The sequence below is a fragment of the Aeromonas sp. A35_P genome (assembly GCF_002259925.1).
In the GTDB taxonomy this organism is placed as follows: domain Bacteria; phylum Pseudomonadota; class Gammaproteobacteria; order Enterobacterales; family Aeromonadaceae; genus Aeromonas; species Aeromonas dhakensis.
The window spans coordinates 1-23,189 of sequence record NZ_NEVB01000224.1 but is presented as its reverse complement, the minus strand read 5'-3'; the positions used below and the strand labels follow the sequence as shown (position 1 = coordinate 23,189).

The following is a 23,189-nucleotide window of genomic DNA, read 5'->3' as shown; positions in this document are numbered from 1 at the left end:
GTACAAACTGCTCTGTCATATAAATTCCATTATCAATAAATATAAGATAAAACAAAAATCCCGCCAAAGATAAATCAATATAGCGCTAACATCTCATTTTTCGCTATATTTACCATATTTGAAAATATTAACCGGTTCAATTAAACAATGATTCAAAAATAGAGTAATTACGTCAAAATAAATATCAATAAACTCATTAAGGTTAATATAGGCACACCTCCTTGGAACACGTCAGGATATATGGATTCAATAATTTATTATGGAGTTTGTCAGTGTATATAAAATTTGACAGGGAATTATCGGCTCGTTAGTATGCGCGCCCTGCCTGCAACAGGTCACCTTGCCCCATATAAACAGGAGGGGTTTAAACGCGGCAACGGGGTATATTATGACTGCGCCTGACGAGTCTGTTTTGGCATGCTTGAAGATTATTACCGGATTATTGGGCTGTCCCCCTAAAGATATAGATATCACGCCAGACGAACCCTTTGATATTATTGTCGATAGGCTGCAGCAGCAGACCGACAGCCGGATCCGCCAACGTCACATTGCTCCCCGCAAACTCGCCAAACAGACGCTCCCCCTGGTGCTGCTCAGTGACAGCGGCTCCCCCTTCGTGCTGGCCCAGCGCCAGGGGGAACAGGCCCTGATCCTGGACCCCGCCGTCGGCAACCCGCAGATCATCGGCCAGCAGGAATTGCTGGCTCGCTGGAACGGGCGTGTCTATGAAGTGCGCAGGCAACAGAGCCGCTTTGACATCCGCTGGTTCATTCCCGCCTTCCTGCAGCAAAAGCGGCTGCTGGGGGAGATACTGCTCTTTTCACTGGTCTTGCAGCTCCTGGCGCTGATCTCCCCGCTCTTTTTTCAGGTCGTCATGGACAAGGTGCTGGTGCATCAGGCCTGGTCGACGCTGGACGTGCTGGTGTTCGGGCTGCTGATCACCGCCCTGGTGGAGGTCTGCCTGCGCGGGTTGCGGGAGTATCAGTACGCCCACACCGCCAACCGGATCGACATCCAGCTCGGCCTGCGCATGGTGCAGCACCTGTTTGCCCTGCCCCTGCTCTATTTCAAGAGCCGCCAGGTGGGCGCCATCGTGACCCGGGTGCAGGAGCTCAACACCATCCGCGAGTTCCTGACCGGCACCATGTTCACCCTGACGGTGGACGTGCTGTTCATGTTCGTCTTCCTGGCGGTCATGGCCAGCCTCTCCGGCATGCTGACTCTGGTGATCCTGCTCTCCATCCCAGCCTATGTGCTGATCGCCTGGTGGATCACCCCGCGCATGCAGCAAGCGGTCGAACAGCAGTTCGGCCACGCCGCCGCCAACACCGCCTTCTTGAACGAGACGGTCGCCGGCGCCGAGACCCTCAAGAGCCTGGCGCTGGAGCCGCGCTTCGTGCGGCGCTGGGATGAGCAGACCAGCCAGATGGTGACCGCCGGTTACCGGGTGCAGCAGCTCAACAACGCCTCCCAGCACGGTGTCATGTGGCTGCAAAAACTGGTGAGCGCCGGCGTGCTCTGGCTCGGTGCGAGCGAGGTGATCAGCCTGCAGCTCACCATAGGCCAGCTCATCGCCTTCAACATGATGGCCGGCCACGTGGCCCAGCCCCTGTCACGGCTGGTGGAGCTGTGGGGCCAGTTCATCCAGACCCGGATCGCGGTGGACAAATTGGGTGACATGCTCAACCTCCCCCCCGAGCATCAGCGTGACGGCGCGGGTCAGGTGAGTGCCGGCACCATTCAACTGGAGCGGGTGCGCTTTCGCTATCAGCCGGACGCCCCCCTCATCATCGATGATCTCTCCCTGACCATAGCGCCCGGTGAAACGCTCGGGGTGGTCGGCGGCTCAGGCTCGGGCAAGAGCACCCTGGCCAGGCTGCTGCTGCGCCTCTATCAGCCCGAGCAGGGCGAGATCTTCATCGACGGCCAGCCCATCCGCCAGCTTCCCCTCCACCACCTGCGCCAGCAGATGGGGGTGGTGCTGCAGGAGAACCACCTGTTCAACAAGTCGGTACGGGACAACATCGCCCAGTCGGTGCCCCATGCCAGCCTGGACCAGATCATCCGGGCCGCCACCCTGGCCGGCGCCCACGACTTCATTCTGCGGCTGCCCCTTGGCTATGACACAGTGCTGGCGGAGGGGGGCAGCTCGCTCTCCGGCGGCCAGCGCCAGCGCCTCGCCATCGCCCGCACCCTGCTGGCCGACCCCAGGATCCTCATCTTCGACGAGGCCACCAGCGCCCTCGACGATGAGTCGCAGGCCCTGATCCAGCGCAACATGCGCCAGATCGCCTGCGGCCGCACCGTCATCACCATTGCCCACCGTCTCTCCACCGTGCGCCAGTGCGACCGCATCATAGTCCTGCAACGCGGCAAGATAGTGGAGCAGGGCGACCATGCCAGCCTGCTGGCGCGAGGAGAGCACTACGCCCGGCTGTGGCGGCTGCAGCAGGACTTGCACGAGGAGACCCCATGAATCTGCGTACCTGGCTGGCCCGCTTTCGCCAACCTCGCCCACCCCGGCAGGCGGATACCCACTACGGCTTTCTGCCAGCCCACCTAGCGCTGGCCGAGACGCCCCCCTCTCCTTTTGCCCGCATCACGGCGCTGAGCCTCAGTGCCGGCGTGCTGCTGACCCTGCTGTGGGCCTGCTGGGGCGAGCTCGACATCCAGGCCACCGCCAGCGGCCGTCTGCTGGTGCTTGGCCGCAGCCAGCTGATCCAGTCCTACGAGCAGGCCAGGGTGGTGACCATCCACGTGGAAGACGGTCAGGTGGTGGCCGCCGATGCGCCGCTGCTGACCCTCAATACCCTGGGGGTCAGCCAGGATCTGAGCCGCTTGCGCCAGCAGCAGGCCTTCCAGTACCAGACGCTGATCCGCTACCAGGCGCTCTACCGTGATCAGGCTCCCGACCAGCATCCGGACTATGTCAGGCTCACCCCGGAGCAGCAGTTGGCGCTGGTGGAGAACTACCAGAGCGAGCTGCACGAATTTCACAGCACCCTCAACAACCTGCAGGCCGAGCTCGGGGTCAACCAGGCCAACCAGGCCGCCAGACGAGGCGACATGGCCTCCCTCACCACCCTGCTGGCCAACATCCGGCCCCGCTTGCAGGCCCGTCAGACCCTGAGCCAGTCCCAGGCCATCTCCCGGGTGGAGTATCTGGAGCAGGAAAAGGAGTTGCTGGAGACCCAGCGCCAGCTCGCCCAGCAGCGGGCGGAGCTCGAGGTGCTGCAATCCCAGCAGCAGAGCCTGCAGGAGCGGCTGGCCGGCTTCAAGGCACAGAAGCAGAGGGAGTGGATCGAGAAGCGCCAGCAGGCCAGGTTGCAGCTCACCGCCATCGAGCAGGAGCTCGCCAAGCTGCGCGAGCGAGAGCACCTGGAGGTGATCCGTGCCCCCGTGGCCGGCACGGTGCAACAGCTGGCCATCCACACCCAGGGCGCCGTGGTGCAGCCGGCCCAGCAGTTGCTGGTGATCGTGCCCAACGAGGGGGTGCAGCTCGCCGAGGTGAAGATCCTCAACAAGGACATCGGCTTCGTGCACGAGGGGCAGGCGGTGAGCATCAAGGTGGACGCCTTCCCCTACACCCGCTACGGCACCATAGATGGCGAGCTGATGAGCGTGTCGCGCGACGCCACCGCCGATGAGCAGCTGGGACTGGTCTTTGCCGCCAGGGTCAAGCTGAGCCAGGACGAGATGCTGATCGACAACCAGCCCGTCAGGCTCACTCCGGGCATGTCGGTGGTGGCGGAGATCAAGACCGACCGGCGCCGGGTCATCGACTATCTGCTGAGCCCGATCCGCGAGTATCAGGCCGAGGCGCTGCGGGAGCGATGACAATGACACACGCTTTGCCGGCCCGCGAGGCCCCCGTGAACGAGCCAGCCCCCATCTCCAATGGCGCCCTCGCCGCCCTCACCCACGCGGCCCATCAACTGATGCTGACCGCCGATGCCGAGCAGCTGGCCCACGCCCTGGGTTGCGATCTGGCACCACCCGACCTGACCGTGCGGGAAGCCGCCGCCCACCTTGGCCTGCGCAGCGCCCTGTCGCAGGGGCCGGGCTGCCCGCTCGCGGCGCTGCCGCTGCCGGCCTTGCTCAAGCGGGATGGCCGCTGGTACACCATCACCGCCATCACGCCAGAGGGCTGGCAGCTGTTTGATCCCGCCAGCGGCACCAGCAGCCTGCAGCCGCTGCCGAGCCAGGCCGAGGCGGCGCAGTGGCACTTTCTGTTGCTGGCCCAGCAGGATCTCACCCCGGCAGAGGTCAAATTCGGGCTGGGCTGGTTCAGCCCGGCGGTGCTGCGCCAGCAGAAACAGCTGCGGGACGTATTCTGCTTCGCCATCTTGCTGCAACTCATCGCCCTCGCCAGCCCGCTGCTGTTCGAGAACATCATCGACAAGGTACTGGTGGGACGCAGCCTCGGCAGCCTGCACGTGCTGGCTCTGGCCATGGTGGCGCTGGCCTGCGCCGAGCCGCTCTACGGCTTTCTGCGCGGCCAGGTGTTCGGCCACCTGGCCAACCAGGTCAATGCCGAGCTCTCCGGCAAGCTCTATCGCCATCTGGTCGGCCTGCCCATCGGCTACTTCAAGACCCGTCAGACCGGCCAGATCATCGCCCGGGTCAAGGAGATGGCACAGATCCGCCAGTTCCTCACCGGCTCGACCCTGATGCTGGTGCTGGATCTGCTGTTCATTCTGCTGTTCGTCGGGGTCATGTTTCACTATGCCCCGCGCCTGACCGCCTGCGTGCTGGGCTCGCTGCTGATCTACTTCCTGCTCTGGTTGCTGATAGGCCCCCTGGTGCGCAGGAAGGTCGAGGCGGAGTATCAGGCGGATGCCGATGCTACCAGCTTCCTGACCGAGGCGGTCACCGGCATCGAAACCATCAAGACCACCGCCACCGAACGCCGCTTCTATCAGGAGTGGCAACGCCTGCTGGCGCGTCAGCTCAGGCGCGGTTTTCAGGCCAGGAAGGTGGGGCTGGCGGCCGGCCAGGGCATCGACCTGGTGCAAAAACTCACTGCCGCCCTGCTGCTCTGGCTTGGAGTCGGCGAGGTACTGAACGGCCGCATGAGCCCGGGGGAGCTGGTCGCCTTCAACATGCTGGCCGGTCACGTCACCCAGCCTGTGCTGCGGCTGGCCCAGGTGTGGCAGGATTTTCAGCACACCCTGATCGCCCTGCGCCGGGTCGGCGACATCCTCGACGAGGCGCCGGAGCATGGCAACCACGGGCTCGCCTCCGTGCCAGCCCTTCAGGGCGCCATCGAGTTTCGCCACATCCGCTTTCGTTACCAGCCGGATGCCCCCGAGGTGCTGGCCAACCTCTCCTTCGCCATCGAGCCGGGGCAGTTCATCGGCATCACGGGTCCGTCCGGCTGCGGCAAGAGCACCCTCACCCGCTTGCTGCAACGGCTCTATGTGCCCCAGCATGGTCAGGTGCTGGTGGACAACATGGATCTCGCCATCGCCGATCCCGTCTCCCTGCGCCGCAACATGAGCGTGGTGCTGCAGGAGAGCGTGCTCTTCTCCGGCACCATCGCCGACAACATCCGCATCTGCCGCCCCGATGCCACTCAGGCCGAGCTGGAGCAGGCGGCGCAGCTGGCCGGCGCCCTCACCTTCATTCGCGAGCTGCCCCAGGGCTTTGAGCAACAGGTGGGAGAGAAGGGAGCCCGCCTGTCGGGCGGGCAGCGCCAGCGCATCGCCCTGGCCCGCGCCCTGCTGGTCAACCCCAGGATCCTGCTGCTCGACGAGGCCACCTCGGCCCTCGACTATGAGTCGGAAGCGGCCATCATGGCCAACATGGCGGCGATCCGCCGCGGCCGCACCCTCATCAGCATCGCCCATCGCCTCAATACCCTGCGCGAGGCGGACCGCATCCTGGTGATGGAGGCGGGGCAGATAGTGGAGTCGGGCAGATAGTGGAGTCGGGCAGCCACCATGAACTGCTGGCTCGCGAGGGACTCTATGCCAGGCTGTGGCGCCAGCAGACAGGTGATGAGGCGGAGCAGTCCACCCGCACAGGTTAATGATGGGGTTGTAAATAATGGAGGGCTGATTCAGTCCCGATACAGGCGTGGCTGTTAGGATCCGGATTGACTCTCCCCGTCATAAGCCCTCTAATTGACAGCCTGGATCCCCATGATCGCGCACCTTATGAAAATTTTGTTGGTCGAAGACGACAAGCTGCTCAATCACCACCTCACCACCCTGCTGACCGAGGCCCAGAATCAGGTGCACAGCACCGAGAGCGCCCAGGTGGCACTGCATTACGCCGCCGACTACCCCATCGACGTGGCCATCGTCGATCTGGGCCTGCCGGACATGGACGGTCTGCAGCTCATCCGCCAGCTGCGCGAGCAGCAGATCCCCTTCCCCATCATCGTATTGACCGCCCGCGGCAACTGGCAGGACAAGGTGGAGGGACTGGAAGCGGGGGCGGACGACTACCTGGTCAAGCCGTTCCAGAAGGACGAGCTGCTGGCCCGCCTCAACGCCCTGGTGCGCCGCAGCGCCGGTTTCATCTCTCCCAAGGTCAAGGCTGGCGACTACGAGCTGGACCTCTCCCGCAAGGAGCTGACCATCGCCGGCACGCCGGTGGTGCTCACCAGCTTTGAGTACCTGATCCTCGAATACCTGATGCGCAACGCCCGTCAGGTGGTCTCCAAGCAGCAGCTGCTGGATCAGCTCTACGGCGACGGCGAGGGGGACCCCAACACCATCGAGGTGATGGTGAGCCGGCTGCGCAAGAAGCTGGATCCGGAGGGGCTCATCCAGCCCATCTCCACCATCCGTCGCCAGGGCTACATCTTCAACCTGTCGTGCAGCTGATGGGCTTTCGTCTGCCGCGCCCCGTGCGCTTCATCCACCGCTCGCTGCACGTCAAACTGATGTTGAGCGCCATGCTGGTCATCGCGCTCATCATGGCCTTTGCGGTTTACATCCTCTATCTGGGTCACACCGAGGAGCAGGCCCAGAAGGCCAGCACCCGCATGCAGGAGAACCTCTCCAAGCTGTTCTCCTCCAAGATGCCGGATGCCCATGCCTTCACGGATCTGGGCCGCATCACCCCGGATGCCGTCGACCCCAACCTGGACACCCTGATCTGCCGGGCCGACGGCCAGCTGAGCTGGTCCAGCCTGCACATGCCGGAGGTGATCCAGGCCAAGGACACCATCTGCGAGGATCTGATGAAGTACCTTGGCGGTCTGGATCAGGACTACTTTTTCAAACGCCATACCATCAAGAATGGCGAGAGCTACTTCCTTTACAGCCTGCGCTTCTTGCGCAACCACGGCGACGGCCCCACCACCTATTACGTGGTGATGGTCGACTCGGCCAAGCGCTACCTGCTGCAGACCCGTGACTACCTCTACCAGTGCATCCGCCAGGCCCTGCTGGCCTATCTGATGCTTGGCGCCCTGCTGCTGCTCACCAGCTTCTGGAGCCTGGGCTCCCTGCGCACCATGGCGCGCCAGATGGACGAGATCCGGGCCGGCAAGCGGGAAGCGCTTTCCAACGACTATGAGCGGGAGCTGACCCCGCTGACCGAGTCGGTCAACCAGCTGCTGGAGAACGAACGCCAGCAGACCCAGCGCTACCAGCACGCCCTCAACGACCTGGCCCACAGCCTGAAAACCCGGCTGGCGCTGATCCAGATAACGGCGCAGGAGGTCAAGCTGGGACACGACATCCACGACAACATCAATGAGCAGATCCTGACCATGGATCAGATCATCCAGTACCAGCTGCGCCGCGCCGTTGCGGGTCGCAAGCGCCTCGCCAGCAAGGGGACCGAGCCGGTGCCCCTCATCGAGAAGCTGCTGGCCAGCCTCGCCAAGGTCTATCGCCACAAGAAGCTGCAGACCCGTTTCAAGTTCGATGACGACGTCTTCTTTGCCGGCGAGCAGGGGGACCTGATGGAGCTGATGGGCAACCTGCTCGACAATGCCTTCAAGTTCGCCATCAGCGAGATCAAGGTGACGGTGAGCCGCCGACTCGACCGGCTGCGCATCGAGATCGAGGACGACGGCCCCGGCATAGACCCGGGCAAGTCGCAGCAGATCTTCCAGCGCGGGGTACGCGCCGACAGCTCTTCCGGTCAGGGGATCGGGCTGGCAGTGGTCACCGAAATCGTGCACAGCTACGGCGGCCAGATCATGGTGGACGAGTCCCCGCTCGGCGGCGCCCGCTTCACCCTCGACCTGCCCTGAGGCCATCCCTACCCAGTGCGCCTGCCAGCCGGCAGGCGCACTGCATTGCGGCACCGACTCATCCTTTCGCAAAGGACGGCATCTCCATCCCGCCAGCAAGCCGCAGGCATAAAAAAACCGGCCGCAAGGGCCGGTGAAACAGTTCAGGCTTGTCAGGTGACAAACGCACCCAGCGGATGAAGAGAAGTCCCAATTCCTTATGGCGCCCTCTCTTCTTGAGTACGTAGGAACACTCTACGCCATGGTCACTGAATCAAGGCTGAACCATGGCCATTGCGTCACCCGCCCTGTCGTTGCTTACAACTTGATGCCCAGCGACTGGCGCAGGTAGGCGCCGGCGCCGAGCAGGCCCGGCCCTTCATGGGTGATGAGAAAGACGGGAATATCCTTGAGATAGGATTTGAAACGCCCCTTGTCCTCGAAGGCCACCCGAAAGCCCGACCCGATGAAGAACTCCTGAAAGCGCGGCACTATGCCACCGGCGATGTAGACGCCGCCGAAGGTGCCCATGTTGAGCGCCAGGTTGCCGGCAAAACGGCCCATCAGCACGCAGAACAGGCTCAAGGTGCGACGGCAGTCCAGGCACTCGCCCGCCAGTGCGCGCTCGGTGATGTCCTTGGGTTCGAACGCCTGCGGCTCGCGGCCATCGGACTTGACCAGACCGCGGTAGATGTTGACCAGTCCAGGGCCGGAGAGCAGCCGCTCGGCCGAGACGTGGCCCAGCTCGGCGCGCATCACCTGCAGCACCGCATCCTCCTCTTCGCTGTTGGCGGCAAAGTCCACGTGACCGCCTTCGCCCGGCAGGCTCAGCCACTGCTCACCCGCCTGCACCAGGTGGGCGACGCCAAGGCCGGTGCCGGCCCCGTAGATGGCGATGGGCTTGCCGACCACGGGGGCCGCGCCACCCAGCTGGATGCGATCGCTCTCCTCCAGCACGGGCACCGCCATGGAGACGGCAGTAAAATCGTTGAGAACCTGCAGCCGGGTCAGCCCCAGACTGGCCTGCATCTCGCTGATGGAGAACTCCCAGCTGTGGTTGGTCATGGCGACCCAGTCGCCATTGATGGGGCAGGCGATGGCGATGCAGGCTTCGCCCACCTGCACCTTGTGCTCATCCAGATAGAGGCGAACCACGGCTTCGAGAGTGGGATGGGCCAGCCCGGAATAGGTCTTGGCCCGGGAAATGGTGCCGGTTGCCAGCTCGCACAGGGCCAACCGGGCATTGGTGCCGCCTACGTCGCCGACCAGCGCATGGGTATGCTGCATAAAACAACTCCTTCGTTACTGGGGTCGGGGCGGCAGTTACCGTCCCGCACTTATTATTTGGAGCCAATTCTACCCGAGCCCCTCCCCTTGCGGCGCGTTTGATGGGTGCAACTGTGCGCCCGCTCACAGTGTTGTTGCTTTGCAACATTTGTAAGCGCTTTCACGGAATGACTGGAAGTTTGTAACCAAAACAACGAAATAATTAGACATGAGTCATACTTTGCAGGGCCGAGATTAGTTTCGATAAGAGCTTGTCTTGTATAGTCATCAAGTTGATTGGAAACCTGCTTAGCCATGAATTTAGTGCAAAGACACTGAAGCTAAATTACAAAAACGCCTGGTGGTGATGATGAATACCCTTGATAAAATTACTAATAATTTGGAAAGTTTCAGTAAATCAGAGCGTAAAGTCGCCGAGGTCATCCTGGCCTCCCCACAGACGGCCATCCACTCCAGTATCGCCACCCTCGCCAAGATGGCTGACGTCAGTGAACCGACCGTCAACCGTTTCTGTCGCCGGCTCGATACCAAGGGCTTTCCCGATTTCAAACTGCATCTGGCCCAGAGCCTGGCCAACGGCACGCCCTATGTGAACCGCCACGTGGAAGCAGAAGACGGGCCCGATACCTATACCGCCAAGATCTTCGAATCCACCATGGCCTGCCTCGATGCCGCCAAGAACAGCCTGGACATCTCGGCCATCAATCGCTGCGTCGACATTCTGACCCAGTCCAAGAAGATCAGCTTCTTCGGCCTTGGGGCCTCCTCCGCCGTCGCCCGCGATGCCCAGAACAAGTTCTTCCGCTTCAACATCCCGGTGGTGAGCTTCGACGACATCGTCATGATGCGCATGAGCTGCATCAACAGCAGCGAAGGGGACGTGGTGGTGCTCATCTCCCACACCGGCCGCACCAAGGCGCTGGTGGAGATTGCCGCGCTGGCCCGTGAAAACGACGCCACCGTCATAGGCATGACCGCCAAGGACTCCCCGCTGGCGCGCGAGTGCAACCTGGTGCTCTCCATGGACGTGCCGGAAGACACCGACGTCTACATGCCGATGGCTTCGCGCATCGCCCAGCTCGCCCTGGTGGACGTGCTGGCGACCGGTTTCACCCTGCGCCGCGGCATGAAATTTCGCGAAAACCTGAAGAAAGTCAAAGAAGGTTTGCGCGAATCCCGCTTTGATACACCCCACTCTTCGTGAACAACGGGGGCCCCGGCCCCCGGCTGTCTCTGCCACCTTCCTTGGTGTAGTATTGTAATTTAGTAACAAAAGCCACCCAGATGGCTTGCAAGCGGGTGCAATGGGTCATGCGCTTGACGGGGCAGTATCTCAAGTCATATCAACTTCAAAACTGGAGTCTTTCATGCCAAGACGTACAAAGATTGTAACCACACTCGGTCCGGCCACCGATCGCGAAGGGATCCTCGAGGGGATCATCCGTGCCGGCGCCGACATGGTGCGGATGAACTTCTCTCACGGCACTGCTGAAGACCACATCCTGCGCGCCAACCAGGTGCGTGACATCGCCGCCAAGCTGGGCCGTCACGTCGCCATCATGGGCGACCTGCAGGGCCCCAAGATCCGCGTATCCACCTTCAAGGACGGCAAGATCTATCTGGCCATCGGCGACAAATTCATCCTCGACGCCGCCCTCGGCAAGGGTGAAGGCTGCCAGGAGCAGGTCGGCATCGACTACAAGAGCCTGCCCAATGACGTGGTGCCCGGCGACATCCTGCTGCTGGACGACGGCCGCGTGCAACTGAAAGTGGAGCAGGTCGAAGGCACCCGCATCCACACCACGGTCACCGTGGCCGGTCCGCTCTCCAACAACAAGGGCATCAACAAGAAGGGTGGCGGCCTCTCCGCCCCGGCCCTGACCGAGAAAGACAAGGAAGACATCAAGACCGCCGCCCGCATGAACGTGGACTACCTGGCCGTCTCCTTCCCCCGCTGCGGCGATGACCTGCGCTACGCCCGCGAGCTGGCCCGCGAAGCCGGCTCCAACGCCAAGATCGTGGCCAAGGTCGAGCGCGCCGAGACCGTCGCCACCGACGAGGCGATGGAAGACATCATCCTCGGCTCCGATGCCGTCATGGTGGCCCGTGGGGATCTGGGCGTCGAAATCGGCGATCCCGAGCTGGTCGGCGTGCAGAAGAAGCTCATTCGCCACTCCCGTCGCCTGAACCGGGTGGTCATCACCGCGACCCAGATGATGGAGTCGATGATCAACGCGCCGTTGCCGACCCGTGCCGAAGTGATGGACGTGGCCAACGCCGTGCTGGACGGGACCGATGCGGTGATGCTCTCCGCCGAGACCGCCGCCGGCCAGTTCCCCATCGAAACCGTGACCTCCATGGCCAGCGTCTGCGTGGGCGCCGAGAAGCACCCGAGCCTGAACGTCTCCAACCACCGCATGAGCTACACCTTCACCTCGGTGGAAGAAGCGGTCGCCATGTCCACCATGTATGCAGCCAACCACCTGGAAGGGGTCAAGGCGATCGTGGCGCTGACCGAGTCTGGTACCACCCCACTGCTGATGTCCCGTATCAGCTCCGGCCTGCCGATCTTCGCCCTGTCGCCGCACAACAAGACCCTGGCCTGGACCAACCTCTACCGCGGCGTCACCCCTGTGCTGTTCGACGGCGACGAGACCAAGCCGGTCTACGAAGTGTGCCGCGACGCGCTGGACGTGCTCAAGGCCAAGGGATTGCTGCAAAGCGGCGACATGGTGTTGCTCACCCACGGCGACAAGATGGAAACCGTCGGCAGCACCAACACCTGCAAGGTGATGATGGTCGAGTAATCGCCCCTCCTGCCAGCAACAAAAACGGCTCCTGCGGGAGCCGTTTTTCATGGTGACCAAGCAATATCAGCCGCGAAACAGCTCTACCTTGTCGCCATCCTGCAGGCTGCCGGCGCCGCGCACCACCACCCTGTCACCCTGCTTGAGCGCCCCGCTCACCGCCACCTGCCGGCTGTCGCCGAACAGCACGGTCACCGGCACCCGGTTCACCTTGAGCTCCTCGCCGTGCTGCTCCACCTGATAGACCACGCTCCCCTCGGTGTTGAGCACCAGGGCATCGCGCGGCAACAGCATGGTCTGCTGCTCCGCCAGCGGCAGTGCCACCCGCACCGGCGAGCCGATGATGAAGCGACCCCCCTCCGGCTTAAGGCGCAGCTCGATGAGGCGCGACTTGGGATCGGCGCTGGCCGCCCGCTGGTAGTAGACCCCGTGGCCGCTGAGCTGATCCCCTTCCACCCGCAGCCGGGTCTGGGGCGCCAGCTGGCCGGCCCAGACGATGGGGGCCTGCAGGCGGATGTCGGGCTGATCGGGGTTGACCAGCTCCAGCGCCTGCTCGCCGGCATCCACATGCTCCCCCGGCTGGATGAAGTGGTTGTTCACCACCCCGTCGAACGGCGCGAAGATGTGGCTTCTGCGCAGCTGCTCCTCAATCTGGCGCACCTGCACCCGCGCCAGCCGCTCGGCCAGTTCAGCCTGCTCCACGTCGTAGCGCGCCTTGTCATACTGGCTCTGGGAGGCGCTCTTCTGGCGATGCAGGGTCACCAGCCGGCCAAACTCGGCGCGGGCGAAGCGCACGTTGCTCTCCCACTTGGCCTGCTCGGCCTGGGCCTGCTCCAGCGAGAGCCGCAGCGCCGCGCTGTCGAGGCGCAGCAGCTCATCCCCCTTGCTGACCCGGCTGCCGAACTCGGCGATCCACTCCACCCGGCCGCTCACCTCGGCGCTGAGCGCCGCTTGCTGGCGGCTCGCCACCGTACCGCTGACCCAGATGCTGGCCGCAGCCTCCCCCCGGGTCACGTCCGCCAGGGTCACCATCTTGCCCTGTGCCAGCGCGGGGAACACGCCCCCCGCCAGCAGCGCCGCGCCCACAACCATCCTTGTAAAACCGTGTGTCATCGATGAGCTCCTTGCTCAGGCCCGCTGCCGAATGGCCTGCGGCACGTCGACCCGCTCACCCAGCCGCAGGAAGGCGGGCAGCAGGATCAGGGTAAAGAGGGTGCTGCAGCTCATGCCGCCAACGATGACGGTGGCCAGCCCCCGGTAGATTTCGCTGCCCTCGCTCGGGCTCAGCATCAGCGGCAGCATGCCGAAGATGCTGGTGAGACTGGTCATGGCGATGGGCCGCATCCGGCTTTGCAAGGCATCGGCCACCGCCTGCTGGCGGCTCATTCCCTCCCGCTCCGCCGTGCGGGTCTGGTGCACCAGCAGAATGGCGTTGTTGACCACCAGCCCCAGCAGGATGACGAAGCCGATGATGGTCAGCAGATCCATCGGCAACGGCACCAGCAGGCCGCTCAGGTAGAGCGCCAGCACACCGCCGACGGTGGCGAGCGGCAGGGTCAGCAGCACCAGCACCGCATCCTTGAGGGAGGCAAAGACCCCCCACAACAGGATGAGCAGGATCATCACCGCAAACAGGAAGATGGCCCCCAGGTTTCCCAGCGCCTGCTGCAGACTGTCGGCATTGCCGGAGACCCGCAGCTCGCCGCCGGCCGGCAGCAACGGCCGGATGGCGGCAAAACTCTTGCTCTGCAGGGTGTCCAGCACCTGCTCCATGCTCATCCCCGCCGGGGGCGAGATCTGCAGGCTGATGCTGCGCCGCCCATCGGCCCGAAAGATGCTGGCCGGCCCCATGTCGTGCTCCACCCGCAGCAGCTCGCCGAGCGGTACGATGCGCCCGGACGGGGTCGCCAGCGGCACTGCCTTGAGCTCGTCCGGGTTGGCGGAGGTCTGCCCCATCAGCATGATGTCGAGTCGCTCCTCCCCGTCGAAATACTCGCCGACCCGCAGGCCGTCGCCGAAGGTTTGGATGATGGCGGGCATGGGGGTGCGATCCCAGCCCACCTCGGCGAGGCGCCGGTCCTGCGGCACCAGCCGCAGCTCGGGGGCGGTGAAATCGAGATCCGGCTGCGGCCTGACCTGTGCCCCCGGCAGATCCTGCTTGACGATGGCCATGGCGGCCCGCGCCGCCCGATAGAGCTCGGCCAGATCGCCCCCCTGCAGCAGCAGGGAGATGCCGTTCTCGCTGTCAAAACCACCGAACAGCGAGCCCTGGCCGCCAAACACCTGGGTATCGGGGATGCCCACCAGCAACTGCTTCATCAACAGCTGCTCCAGCACCTTGATCTGGTCCTCCTCTTTCGGCCGCACCCCGATCTGGGCGCCGCCAGGGTAGCGCAATATGTAGTAGTTCTTGAGAGCCGGCTCCTGCTCCCCCTTCATATAAGGATCCAGTCTGGCGATGAGCGTGTCGATCACCTCCTCGCGCTGGGCCTTCAGGTTGAAGCCCGGGGTGAAGTTCATCCAGACATCCACCGCGTCGCGCTTCACGTCTGGCAGGTAGTCCATCTTCGGCAACAGGGCCCAGGTCGCCAGCGCCGGCAGGCTCATCATCAGGGTGATGAGGGTCCAGCGCCGGCGGGGCGTTGCCGTCAAGCGGATCACGTGGCGGGTAGTACCCTGCCACAGCGCCTCATAGGGGTCAGTCAGCCGCTCGCGCCCCATCCAGCGCGCCGCCACCGCCGGCAGCACGGTCACCGCCACCAGCATGGAGACGGTGACGGCGCAGGCGATGGTGAGCGCAAGGTCTGCAAACAACTGGCCCTCCACGTCGTTGAGCAGCAGCACCGGCAGGAAGATGGCGACCGTGGTCAGGGTGGAGGCCACCAGGGCGGTCCACACCCGGCTGGCGCCTTCCAGCGCCGCCTCCCCCTTGCTCAGATCCCCTCGCTCGTGGCGCCGGTAGATGCTCTCCAGCACCACGATGGCGGCATCGAGCACCATGCCGACCGCAAAGGCGATGCCCGCCAGCGAGATGACGTTGAGGGTGCGTCCCAGCACCTTGAGCAAACAGAAGGTGAGCATGATGCTGATGGGGATGGCGATCGCGATCATCAGGGTCGCCTTGAGCCGACGCAGGAAGACCCAGAGGATGGCGCAGGAGAGCAGCACGCCGAGCCCCAGGTTGGCGGTTACCATGCTCACCGCCCGGTTGATGTAGAGGGAGGCGTCGAACGACTGCTCCATATGCAGGCCGACCGGCTCCAGCACCTCGCGGTTGAGCTCGCCCACCTTGAGCTTGATCGCCTCCAGCGCCGCCAGGGCGTTGGCCCCGCTCTCCTTGAAGATCTGCGCCGCGATGGCGGTGTTGCCGTTCTGGATGCGCAGCACCGGATTCTCTTCCAGGGCCAGCTGGATCTCCGCCACGTCCCGCAGATAGATGGGCAGACCGTCGCGCCAGTCCACCACCTTGTCTCCCAGGGTCGCCACGTCGTAGCGGCCGGCAAAGCGCAGCTTGTACTCCCAGCGGCCGATGTCGAGGGTGCCGGCGGAGACGTCCCAGCCGGTGCTGGCCCGACTGGCCAGTACCGGGATCTCCACCCCCAGCTCGGCGGCGCGGTAGGGGTCGAAGCGGATCTGGATCTGGCGCTCGTTGATCCCCTGGATGTCGACCGTCGACACCCCGGGAATCCGCTCCAGCTCGGGTTTTATCCGCGCCTCGATCAGCGCCTGGTGATCGTCGATAGTCCCCTTGGCGCCGGGCAGCTGCTGGATGAAGAAGAAGGTGAGGGTGTCGTTGCTGCTGTAGTTGTTGACGTAGGGACCACCGATCTTGTCCGGCAGGCCGGAGACCCGGTTCAGGCGGGAGATGACGTCAAGCTGGGCCCGCTGCATGTCGGTGCCGAGGGCAAACTCCAGATCGATCTCGGTGAAGCCGGGGAAGCTGTTGCTGGTGAGATTCTTGAGCCCCTGCACCCCCTGCATCTCCTGCTCGATGGGGTCGGTTATCTCCGACTCCATCTCCTGGGGTGAGGCCGAGCGCCAGTCCACCGAGATGTTGAGGTGCGGGCGATCGATGTCGGGAAACAGCTGGATCGGCAGCCCCCGGATGCTGAGCAGGCCCAGCAGAAAAATCAGCACGATCGAGACCGCCACCCAGATGGGACGTTCGATCGCCGTTTTGGCGAGATTCATTCACTCTTCCTGAGTTTGTTGTTGTCGGCCATTCCGCTGGCCTTGCTTCCTGCCCCAAGGGGGGGGGGGCCATTGCATTAAACTGGAATTAATCGAGGTTGTAAATGCATGGTTAACAAACAAAAAAACCGGCCATATCGGCCGGTTTCAGATTCAGGAGCGAGTGCTCTCTCAGGCGGCGTGCACCACCGGATTTTGCTGGGATAACCCCTCCAGCTCGCCCGGGGCAAAGTTGTCCACCTGGATCGCCTCGTAGCGCAGGGCATCGGCGGCCAGCAGCTTGTCCGCCTCGTCCTTGCTCAGGATGGATTGAGACAGGGCCGCGGCAACCAGCTCCGGCAGGGCCAGTTTGCGAGGCAGCTTGCCCTCTTTCTGGGCCTGCACCAGTTTCTTCTCGTAGGGCTGCACAGAGACCATGGCCTGGAAGGCACGCTCCATCAGACCGACCGGATCCGCCTCGTCCTTGCCCACATAGCACAGGGCGGTCAGACGGTCGCGGAACTCACCCGGCTTCATCATGGCCAGGCAGATGGCGTGGCAGCGATCGTCGGCCGGCATCTTGTAACCGACGCCGAACGGGAACACCACCCGCTTGAGCACGGCACCCACCACCTTGTTCGGGAAGTTCTGGAAGAAGCCCTCGAACGCCTTGCCAATCAGGTAGAGGTTGCGCTCCACCGCGTACTGCACGAACGGCAGATCGGAGACCATGCGGCCCTGATCCTCGTAGTGCTTGAGGGTGGCAGAGGCCAAGTAGAGGTGGCTCAGCACGTCACCCAGACGGGCGGAGATCATCTCCTTGCGCTTGAGATCGCCACCCAGCATCAGCATGGAGACGTCGGCGCACAGGGCCAGCCCCTTGCTCATGCGGGACAGCTGCTTGTAGTAGCGGGCGGTTTCACCGGCCACCGGCGCGCTGTTGAACTGGCCCAGGGTCAGCCCCTGGAACAGGGAGCCGAAGAAGTTGCCGGCGCCAAAGGCGATGTGCTTCATCAGCAGGGCGTCAAACTTCTCGAGACCGCGCTCCACGTCGGTGTCGGCCGCCGCTTCTAGCTCGGCAAAGACGTACGGGTGGCAGCGGGTAGCCCCCTGCCCGAAGATCATCAGGTTGCGGGTCAGGATGTTGGCCCCTTCCACCGTGATGGCCACCGGAATGCCCATGTAGGCGTAGCCGGTGTAGTTTTTCGGGCCCAGCTGGATGGCACGGCCGGCGTGGATGTCCATGGAATCATCCATGATCTGGCGCGCCATCTCGGTCATGTGGTACTTGGAAATCGCGGTGACGATGGCCGGTGCCTGACCCAAGTCCAGGGAACCTGCGGTCATGCGACGGGCCCCTTCCAGCTGATAGGTGAGGCCGCCGATGCGGGCCAGCGCTTCCTGCACCCCTTCAAACTTGCCGATGGACATGCCGAACTGCTTGCGCACGTAGGAGTAGGCGCCGACGGTGCGGCTCGCCATGTGACCACAGGCGGTGCCAAGGGCAGGCAGCGAGATGCCGCGCCCGGCGGAGAGGCACTCCACCAGCATGCGCCAGCCGCGACCGGCGTAATCCGGGCCGCCGATGATCCAGTCGAGCGGAATGAACACATCCTTGCCGAAGGTCGGGCCGTTCAGGAACGCCAGCCCCATGGGATAGTGGCGATCGCCGACCCGCACGCCCGGGTGACTGGTGGGGATGAGCGCACAGGTGATGCCCAGCTCTTCCTTGTCACCCAGCAGTTTTTCCGGGTCATAGAGTTTGAACGCCAGCCCCAGCACGGTGGCACGGGGGGCCAGGGTAATGTAGCGCTTGTTCCAGTTGAGGCGAATACCCAGCACCTCTTCACCCTTGTGCATCCCCTTGCAGACGATCCCCTTGTCCGGGATGGCGCCGGCATCGGAGCCCGCTTCCGGCCCGGTCAGGGCGAAGCAGGGTACCTCTTTGCCATTGGCCAACCCCGGCAGCCAGAAATCTTTCTGGGCCTGGGTGCCGTAGTGCATCAGCAGCTCGCCCGGGCCGAGGGAGTTCGGCACCATGACGGTAACCGCCACGCTCAGGCTCTTGGTGGCGATGCGGGTGACGATGGTGGAGTTGGCGATCGCCGAGAATTCGCGGCCGCCGTAGGATTTCGGGATGATCAGGGAGAAGAAGCCTTCCTTCTTCAGATAGTCCCAGACCGGCTCCGGCAGATCTTTGGTTTCGTTGACGATCTTGAAGTCATCGACCATGGCGAGCAGGGTTTCAACCTGGTTGTCGATGAAGGCCTGCTCCTCTGCCGTCAGCTCGGCCTTGCCGTAGCCGTGCAGTTTTTTCCAGTCGGGGTTGCCGCGAAACAGCTCCCCATCCCACCAGACGGAGCCAGCTTCCATGGCCTCCCGCTCGGTGGCAGACAAGGGCGGCAGTATCTTCTTGAAGATGCCGAACACCGGGCGGGTGACCACCTTTTTACGGATGGAGGGCACGCCGAGCACGACGGCTATCGCCAGCACCAGCAGGATAAGCAATGTGATCATACTCAAGTTCCTTCTATTTCACTGTTTCCGTTGATTTATTGTTGGTTGTTACACGGCCAGGGAGAGCCTGGTCGACTCCACGGGCGCCCCGACACCGGACGCCAGATAAGGAATGACGTTGCGTACCAGCCCCTCCACATCGAGCTGCTGGCCGAAATCGGCCTGGGCGATATCGCGCAGCGCATCGGCCGAAGCCATGGTGAACACGACGGTGCCCAGGGTGAAGTGCAGCCGCCAGAACAGATCCGCCGGCGACAACTCCGGATTGGCCTTGGAGATGGCCTGGGTGATCCGCTGCAAAATGGGGCCGTAATGGGCGGTGATGAAGCGGCGCAGGTGGCCCTGACTGTCGATGTAGCCGCGTCCCAGCAGCTGCATGAAGATGGCCGGACCATTGGTGCGCACCGCCACCAGCTTCATCAGCGGGTCGACGAAACTCTCGAACACCTGCAGCAGGGTCAGCTGCTCCTGCGCCATCAGGGTATGCAGACGTGCATCCAGCTCGGGCATGAACAGGCTCAGATAGCGATCGAGCACCGCCTGGATCAGCTCCTTCTTGGAGCCGAAGTGGTAGTTCACCGAGGCCAGGTTGACATCCGCCTCGCTGGTGATCAGACGCAAAGAGGTATCGGCGACCCCCCGTTCGGCAAACAACACCTCGGCGGCATCGAGAATGCGGTTTTTGGTATCGATTTTACTCACAGGACACCTCACTTAAACGAATGTTTAAAAAGTACGTTTCACAACCTTTTGTGTCAAGAGAATGTGAACAGGTGTTAGTGAAATGTTTTTCATGAAAATGGGGAACAAGGCGGGAACTTCACGGACGAATCGGACTCTATATCTATGCCACTGCAATTAAACATTAAGTCTCGCCCAACCTGCTCCATGCTAGTTGGGCATTTTTTTATCCTGCTGCCACCCAGAACGCTGACAAACGGGCAAAAAAAACCGTCGCAGGGCGCGACGTCGGGGAAATGAGGTTGCACCATCCTGATCCAACCCATCGATGCGAGTTCAGGCTTTCATCGATGCATCCATCATGGCCGCCAAGCGTGTTCAAACTTTGTCAGCCGACCCCCAATTTGTGACAAAGAATGACAAGCCACCACATGGTCTCGACCCGCCGCCTTTGCTATGCTGGCCCCTCACGCCAGAGGGGAAGATAAGATGAAGTACACGGTCGATACCCACACCCACACCGTCGCCAGCACCCACGCCTACAGCACCATTCACGACTACCTGCCCATCGCGAAGGCAAAGGGGATCAAGCTGTTCGCCACCACGGATCATGGCCCCGATATGGCGGATGCCCCCCACTTCTGGCACTTCGTCAATCTGCACGTATTGCCACGGGTGGTCGACGGGGTCGGCATCCTGCGCGGCATCGAAGCCAACATCAAGAACATCGACGGCGAGATAGACTTCCCCGAGCGCTACGAGTCGCGCCTCGACATGATCATGGCGGGCTTTCACGAACCGGTATTTCCCCCCTGCGATCAGGCCACCCACACCCAGGCGATGATCAACGCCATCAAGAGCGGCAGGGTCGACATGATAAGCCACCCCGGCAATCCCGCTTTCCCCATCGATATCCAGGCGGTGGTCAAGGCGGCGGCAGAGTATCGGGTGGCGCTGGAGCTCAACAACTCCTCCTTCAGCCACTCCCGCCCGGGCAGTGAAGGCAACTGCCGCGCCATCGTTGAGGCGGCGCGGGACATGGGGGCCTACCTCACCTTCGGCTCAGATTCCCACGTGGCCTTCAGCCTCGGAGATTTCGAGCACTGCCACCGGCTGGTAACCGAGGCCGGCTTCCCCGAAGAGCGGATCCTGGCGCGCTCCCCCCGTGCCCTGCTCGATTTTCTCGAGAGCCGCGGCCGGGCCCATATTCCGGAGTTCACCGACCTCTGACATTGGCCGTAACTCCATGAGCTCACTCATAAAACCGAGTGCAGCTCATTGACTTGCCCCCGGGTTTTCAGGAATCTAGTGGCACGCCGGTATAGCTCAGTTGGTAGAGCAGCGCATTCGTAATGCGAAGGTCAGGAGTTCGATCCCCCTTATCGGCACCATATAAAACAAAGGGTTAGCCTCTAAGAGAAGCTAGCTCTTTGTGCTTTTTGGCTTGGGGTACCACGTGGGGTACCACATCTAGCAAACGGTAGGAACATTACGGTATCCACTTACCTGGCTACCGGCAGGTCCTCCCAGCGGGTGGTATAACAAGGGCTCAGGTGCTTTTGATTAGCCTACTTCTAGCAACGCGTCATTGGGCCAAGCTTCACGATATAGATCGGGCTAGAGAAATGCGGTCTCCTAAATCCGTACACTATTGTGTTAAAAGCCAAGAGCGAGATCGGACTCATCAATTGCAAGCTGCAATTGCGTTACATTACTAAAATCAATAGCTTAGATAGGTAATAGAGCATCTGGCATGAACCGTTGTATGACCGGTATTCATCGTTTCTGCAATTCTGAGCCAACCTTGAGTAAGGTCTGTTTGGAAACGGTTGGGAATTCCTAGGTATGGTTGATTGTAACCAGCCTCTGTCTATCGGCGGTTCCAGCAAGCTCGAAGAGCCAGTGCCACCACTATCCATTTAATAACAAGTCATTCCACCTGCAAGTCGGAGTTGCTGTGCTCAAGGCCTAGGGGGTCAACCTGGGTGATACTGCTGCCAGCATTGCGAGAGCGAATGTTTTCATCGCAAATCATAGATAAGGAAAAACAAACATGCTGTTGATCACCGGTGCAGGCGTTGACCGTACATCAGGTATTGATTTCCCTCTGGCTAATACTCTGCTCGCCGATGTAACTCGTTATCTAGATGGGCCTGGCAAGTCAGTGGACGAAGCATTACGTAACATGCTTCCAGGGCTGCGCTTCAGCTTTAACAACATGATCGCTCGTGCAGTAGACAAGATTGCTACCCGAGAGCCTCACGAGCAGAAAGCCATGGTGCTGCGCGTACAGGCCGCCATTGCTGAACTTCCCCCCGAGAAGGAGACCATTAGGAAACACGGTGACCTTATCATTCGTTTGTTCAACAAGCTGGCAACCATTGCCGAACATAGCCAACTCGACGATGAAACCGAACAGCTAATCCGTGAGGTCTTTCCAAAAGATGCGGACGACCTGATCGACAGTGACTCGATCCTCGACATCCACAAGCTGTCGTTGTCCGATACCTTCAAGACCGTGCTCAAGCGAACGCTCAAGATGGGGCTCAGCGGTGACCGCCACGAAGTGGCAGTAGCTCTCGGTTCAGATATGTTGAACATCGAAACGCTGTTGATAGAGAAATTCCTCGGCTTCTATAACGAAAAATCAGCCGACATCAAGAACTACCTGTATATCGCTTGGTCGCTTTGGGCTTACCTAGTCGCCAAGCAGAACGAAGTTTTGGTAGCACATGAAGCCAACCCCTTGCCGTTTTACGGCAGCATCCCGGATGGCGTACGGGCGATCACGCTCAACTACACCGCCTTCCTGCAACATCGCCTGGGGGTTGACCGGGCGCTGTATTTTCATGGCGGTCTGGCCGAGTACGTGCGCATGGACACTCGAGACTTGTTACCCATCGAAGATATTCATACCTGTGACCCTGCGCAATTCATCCGTGATTATGTCACGCCCAACGTGGATGTAGTGCACGAGGGAAAGTGCGAACAAGTCCTTGATGTGAGATCATGAACCCCACTTGGCATCAGGGATGAGGTTCAGCATGAGTCACCAGCTCACCTTCGCGGACTGCGAGTTCAATGGCAAACGCCGTAAAACCCGTAAAGAGATATTCTTGGCTCGCATGGAGGCTGTGCTCCCATGGCCAAGGATGCTGGGGGTCATCGAACCCGTCTATCCCAAAGCTGGTAACGGGCGTCGTCCCTACCCACTCGATACCATGCTCCGCATTCACTGTATGCAGCAGTGGTACAACCTCAGCGACGGCGCCATGGAGGACGCACTCTACGAAATTGCCTCAATGCGTCTGTTTGCCAAACTCTCCCTGGACCAGGCTATCCCTGACCGCACTACCATCATGAATTTCCGGCATCTGCTGGAGCAGCACCAACTGGCACGCCAACTATTCGAGGCCATCAACCAGTGGCTCTGTGACGCTGGCATCATGATGAAGCAAGGCACGCTGGTCGATGCCACTATCATCGAAGCCCCCAACTCCACCAAAAACAAGCGGGGAGAGCGTGACCCCGAG

General features: G+C 61.9%; 15 protein-coding genes, 1 tRNA gene and 1 pseudogene. 11 read left to right on the top strand and 6 right to left on the bottom strand.

The annotated features are described in order from the left end of the window. The first annotated feature begins 412 nt into the window (after positions 1-412). The 5 genes from CAK78_RS17470 to CAK78_RS17450 all read left to right on the top strand — a co-directional run bounded on the left by CAK78_RS17470 (position 413) and on the right by CAK78_RS17450 (position 8,215). Positions 413-2,476, top strand: coding sequence for a peptidase domain-containing ABC transporter (locus CAK78_RS17470; protein ID WP_303396022.1), 2,064 nt, complete (start codon positions 413-415; stop codon positions 2,474-2,476). Continuing rightward, positions 2,473-3,837, top strand: coding sequence for an HlyD family type I secretion periplasmic adaptor subunit (locus tag CAK78_RS17465; protein ID WP_094698112.1), 1,365 nt, complete (start codon positions 2,473-2,475; stop codon positions 3,835-3,837). The genes CAK78_RS17470 and CAK78_RS17465 overlap by 4 nt, the downstream gene beginning before the upstream one ends. A gap of 2 nt (positions 3,838-3,839) precedes the next feature. Continuing rightward, the gene (locus tag CAK78_RS17460) at positions 3,840-5,924 is read left to right on the top strand and encodes a type I secretion system permease/ATPase (RefSeq protein ID WP_254924816.1); all 2,085 of its coding nucleotides are present in this window, start codon (positions 3,840-3,842) and stop codon (positions 5,922-5,924) included. A 234-nt stretch (positions 5,925-6,158) separates the two neighbouring features. Further along, complete coding sequence (locus CAK78_RS17455; RefSeq protein ID WP_176452843.1) at positions 6,159-6,833, top strand: response regulator transcription factor; 675 nt, start codon at positions 6,159-6,161, stop codon at positions 6,831-6,833. After that, positions 6,833-8,215 (top strand): ATP-binding protein, encoded by a 1,383-nt coding sequence (locus tag CAK78_RS17450; protein ID WP_176452842.1) that lies wholly within the window; start codon positions 6,833-6,835, stop codon positions 8,213-8,215. Before CAK78_RS17455 ends, CAK78_RS17450 begins: the two co-directional genes overlap by 1 nt. A 297-nt stretch (positions 8,216-8,512) precedes the next feature. Here the strand turns inward: CAK78_RS17450 and glk are convergent, their stop codons facing one another. Continuing rightward, positions 8,513-9,481, bottom strand: coding sequence for a glucokinase (glk, locus tag CAK78_RS17445; RefSeq protein WP_094698110.1), 969 nt, complete (start codon positions 9,479-9,481; stop codon positions 8,513-8,515). 349 nt (positions 9,482-9,830) lie between these two features. On the opposite strand from glk, the gene CAK78_RS17440 reads away from it, so the two are divergent. Together CAK78_RS17440 and pyk are read left to right on the top strand one after the other, a co-directional pair. Continuing rightward, on the top strand, positions 9,831-10,685 hold the full coding sequence (locus CAK78_RS17440) for a MurR/RpiR family transcriptional regulator (RefSeq protein WP_005298732.1): 855 nt from the start codon (positions 9,831-9,833) through the stop codon (positions 10,683-10,685). Positions 10,686-10,848: 163 nt separating this feature from the next. Next, on the top strand, positions 10,849-12,288 hold the full coding sequence (pyk, locus tag CAK78_RS17435; RefSeq protein WP_005298729.1) for a pyruvate kinase: 1,440 nt from the start codon (positions 10,849-10,851) through the stop codon (positions 12,286-12,288). 66 nt (positions 12,289-12,354) lie between these two features. On the opposite strand, the gene CAK78_RS17430 is transcribed toward pyk, so the two are convergent. The 4 genes from CAK78_RS17430 to CAK78_RS17415 form a co-directional block, all read right to left on the bottom strand. Then, positions 12,355-13,401 (bottom strand): efflux RND transporter periplasmic adaptor subunit, encoded by a 1,047-nt coding sequence (locus tag CAK78_RS17430; protein WP_094698109.1) that lies wholly within the window; start codon positions 13,399-13,401, stop codon positions 12,355-12,357. Between the two features lie 15 nt (positions 13,402-13,416). Then, complete coding sequence (locus CAK78_RS17425; RefSeq protein WP_094698108.1) at positions 13,417-16,479, bottom strand: efflux RND transporter permease subunit; 3,063 nt, start codon at positions 16,477-16,479, stop codon at positions 13,417-13,419. A 171-nt stretch (positions 16,480-16,650) separates the two neighbouring features. Further along, complete coding sequence (locus CAK78_RS17420) at positions 16,651-18,975, bottom strand: acyl-CoA dehydrogenase (protein ID WP_005298724.1); 2,325 nt, start codon at positions 18,973-18,975, stop codon at positions 16,651-16,653. Positions 18,976-19,023: 48 nt separating this feature from the next. After that, entirely contained in the window at positions 19,024-19,677 is a 654-nt protein-coding gene (locus CAK78_RS17415) for a TetR/AcrR family transcriptional regulator (protein WP_094698107.1), read from the bottom strand. Positions 19,678-20,145: 468 nt separating this feature from the next. On the opposite strand from CAK78_RS17415, the gene CAK78_RS17410 reads away from it, so the two are divergent. Together CAK78_RS17410 and CAK78_RS17405 are read left to right on the top strand one after the other, a co-directional pair. Next, positions 20,146-20,886, top strand: coding sequence for a phosphatase (locus CAK78_RS17410; protein ID WP_094698106.1), 741 nt, complete (start codon positions 20,146-20,148; stop codon positions 20,884-20,886). Between the two features lie 85 nt (positions 20,887-20,971). Continuing rightward, positions 20,972-21,047, top strand: a tRNA-Thr gene (locus CAK78_RS17405). 111 nt (positions 21,048-21,158) lie between these two features. Here CAK78_RS17405 and CAK78_RS23400 read toward each other — a convergent pair. Beyond that, positions 21,159-21,221 (bottom strand): annotated as a pseudogene (locus CAK78_RS23400) (DUF4113 domain-containing protein); the annotation flags it as partial. Positions 21,222-21,709: 488 nt separating this feature from the next. Here CAK78_RS23400 and CAK78_RS17395 point away from each other — a divergent pair. Continuing rightward, positions 21,710-22,669, top strand: coding sequence for a hypothetical protein (locus tag CAK78_RS17395; RefSeq protein ID WP_094698105.1), 960 nt, complete (start codon positions 21,710-21,712; stop codon positions 22,667-22,669). Between the two features lie 31 nt (positions 22,670-22,700). Then, positions 22,701-23,189: IS5 family transposase (locus CAK78_RS17390; RefSeq protein WP_141214201.1), on the top strand; the 489-nt coding region annotated here is incomplete at its 3' end.